Raw genomic sequence first — 2,776 nt, forward strand, 5'->3', positions numbered from 1 at the left:
ACCCTTATAGAGAAAGGCATTGCTTCGATTTTGGCCAATTGTTTTCTATCTAGAGCGAACTAATCAATTAAGTCTCTTGCCAGATAAGGATTTAGTCGATTTATGCCCCCCTATCGAACCATACCAAGTCCCGAAGAGCCAAAAAACTCAGCCCTAATTAAATTTGAGACCTTAATTGTAGAGGACTGATTTTCTCCAGATATGCTGGCAAATCATCCAGAGAAAGCATTGAGAGAATATTTATCGATTTTGTCTTCTCTCTTGGCATCCATCCAAAGCCTTAAAGCCTTATTACGGATGAATTGTACTGTACGAATAGCTTCATCAATGGCAGAACACTGACTTGGTTTGACGACTGCTTTCATTTCTAAGACAATCATTGTTTATCGACCTCAAACAACCCTGACAGGGGGACAAGCTGGCTGAACTCCTTACAGCACAAGCTTTTTGGGGTGTTCGAGCGAAAAAGTTCGATGCAGATCACCCCCCATTGTTGATAAAGATTTCTAATAAGCTCGCCCAAATCCCTGATTCTCTCGTTAGCTTTTTGGCTGAAAGGGATGTATCTATTTGTAACTGAGGAGCCTAAAAACCTTTGTGGACAACGCTTTGAGATGTCTTGTCCCCCTGTCAGCAAACAACCTATTTTATCCTAACGCTCTTCTGGAACTTTCGGAAATCCCCGACCGAATCCAGATTCTGAAACCCTTGCTTGACAAGTGATCGCTAACTTTTTTTCTCATAAAAACTCAAATATCGGGTTTCTGTTAGTTAGCGATAGCTTGAAGGCTTACCCCATAAGAGAGCTAGAGTTTAGAGACTGTAAGATTTTTGCCAGAGTCCCAGAAGAGCGCTAACCTGTAGAGCATCGGATTGTCAAGATTTTGTAAACACTGAGCTTTTACATTGAGCCTGTCGAAATGTCGTGCTTCGCTGTTTTATACTGGTCGGGGTTTCATCCCGTCGCTAAGTGCGAGGGTCTTCACCCCGACATTCAAGATAAAACCTCCTCTACCGAATCACCACCAAAACCTGATTTAGGGGTTACAAAGGTGAGATGCTCCCCTTTTAGACTTTATGCTCGATGATGCCATCCCTAGGGCTCTCGTTAATTCTTCTTGATGTTGGATTGGGACGTACCGGGCAAAAGGGTTTGATGTTCCGTATCATTTGCTACATTCTGAATTTGGAATTGCTGGCCAACACCTGATCTTGTTGGCTCTGTGAAAGTCTGGGACTACAATAGAGAAAAGTGACAATTTTTGCCAGAGTGATCACCGAGGACTAATAAAGAATGACGGCTATCCTAGGGAAACCTGCCACACTTAACACTCCGATTCTGCACCGTCTTGCCAATGGTTTAACGATTATTGCCGAAAGTCAACCGGTAGAAGCGGTTAATCTCAATGTCTGGCTGCAGGTCGGCTCGGCCTTAGAATCGGATCAGATCAATGGGATGGCTCATTTTCTCGAACACATGGTTTTTAAGGGAACCCGTAACTTAGACAGTGGTGAATTTGAACGGGCGATCGAATCGAGAGGAGCGGTGACTAATGCCGCTACTAGCCAAGAATACACCCATTATTACATCACCACTGCCCCGCAGGACTTCGCCCATCTGGCCCCGCTGCAGCTAGAAGTGGTTTTAGAAGCTTTAATTCCCGATGAAGCTTTTGAGCGGGAAAGACAGGTTATTTTAGAAGAAATTCGTCGTTCTCAGGATAATCCCCGTCGTCGCACTTTTTATCGCACCATGGAGACTTGTTTTCAAGTTTTACCCTATCGTCGTCCGGTGTTGGGTCCGATGGCAGTGATTGAAAATCTTACTGCTCAACAAATGCGCGATTTTCATCGGACTTGGTATCGTCCCGAATGGATGACGGTGGCGGTGGTGGGTAATTTGCCTGTAGATGATTTAATGGCTATTGTGAGCGATTCTTTAGATACTTTAGGCAGTAAGGGCAATTCTGGGCTTATTTCTCATCCTATCGCTAATCTACAGCCCGAAGCTCCTTTTAACGAGATTATCCGTCAAGAATACGAGGATGAAAATTTGCAGCAGGCCCGCTTAATCCTATTTTGGAAAGTGCCGGGGTTGAGAGACTTAGAAAAAACCTATCCTCTCGATGTTTTAGCGGCTATTCTCGGTCAGGGCAAGGTATCGCGATTATTTCAATCTCTGCGCCAAGAAAAGGGCTTAGTTTCCCAAATAACTGCCAGTAATATGTCCCAAGCAGTGCAAGGAGTGTTTTCCGTGTCGGCCCAATTAGCCTCGGAAAATATCGAGCAAGTGGAACGGGAGACATTAGCACAGATTGGACAAATTCAACAGGAAGCTGTGACAGTTTCTGAACTGGAACGAGTTAAAACCCAAGTGGCCAATCGGTTTATTTTTAGCAGTGAAAGACCGAGCGATCGGGCCAACCTTTACGGTTATTATCATACTCAGATCGGTGATTTACAACCGGCTTTTTGTTATCCCCAACACATTGAAGCCCTCACTTTAGAGGATATTCAAAATGCCTGTCAAGAGTATTTAAATCCTAACGCTTACGGTGTGGTTGTGGTAAGACCAATTCAGTAATCAGTGAACAGTAATCAGTAATCAGTGAACAGTAATCAGTAATCAGGGATAAAGATGAAGATAAATAAATAACTAAATAACTAATTAACGGTTCTTCGTTACTTAGTATGGTTCGATAGGGGGGCATAAATCGACTAAATCCTTATCTGGCAAGAGACTTAATTGATTAGTTCGCTCTAGATAAAAAATAAT

General features: G+C 43.4%; 3 protein-coding genes. 2 read left to right on the forward strand and 1 reads right to left on the reverse strand.

Translation table 11 applies throughout. From position 1 onward, the window contains the following. Positions 1 to 19 precede the first annotated feature (19 nt). Positions 20 to 157 (forward strand): hypothetical protein, encoded by a 138-nt coding sequence (locus PX482_RS05340; protein ID WP_288122168.1) that lies wholly within the window; start codon positions 20 to 22, stop codon positions 155 to 157. Between the two features lie 55 nt (positions 158 to 212). On the opposite strand, the gene PX482_RS05345 is transcribed toward PX482_RS05340, so the two are convergent. Further along, a complete protein-coding gene (locus PX482_RS05345; RefSeq protein ID WP_288122169.1) occupies positions 213 to 380 on the reverse strand; it encodes a transposase in 168 nt (55 codons plus the stop codon). A 914-nt stretch (positions 381 to 1,294) separates the two neighbouring features. On the opposite strand from PX482_RS05345, the gene PX482_RS05350 reads away from it, so the two are divergent. Then, positions 1,295 to 2,584 (forward strand): M16 family metallopeptidase, encoded by a 1,290-nt coding sequence (locus PX482_RS05350; RefSeq protein WP_004266799.1) that lies wholly within the window; start codon positions 1,295 to 1,297, stop codon positions 2,582 to 2,584. Positions 2,585 to 2,776: the final 192 nt, after the last annotated feature.

Origin of the sequence: Microcystis sp. M53602_WE12 (assembly GCF_030065455.1) — a bacterium.
Taxonomy (GTDB): Bacteria; Cyanobacteriota; Cyanobacteriia; order Cyanobacteriales; family Microcystaceae; genus Microcystis; species Microcystis aeruginosa.

Bases quoted from the DNA above. Each gene is read 5' to 3' on its own strand.
- PX482_RS05345 (WP_288122169.1), bottom strand. From the start codon at position 380: ATGATTGTCTTAGAAATGAAAGCAGTCGTCAAACCAAGTCAGTGTTCT.
- PX482_RS05350 (WP_004266799.1), top strand. From the start codon at position 1,295: ATGACGGCTATCCTAGGGAAACCTGCCACACTTAACACTCCGATTCTG.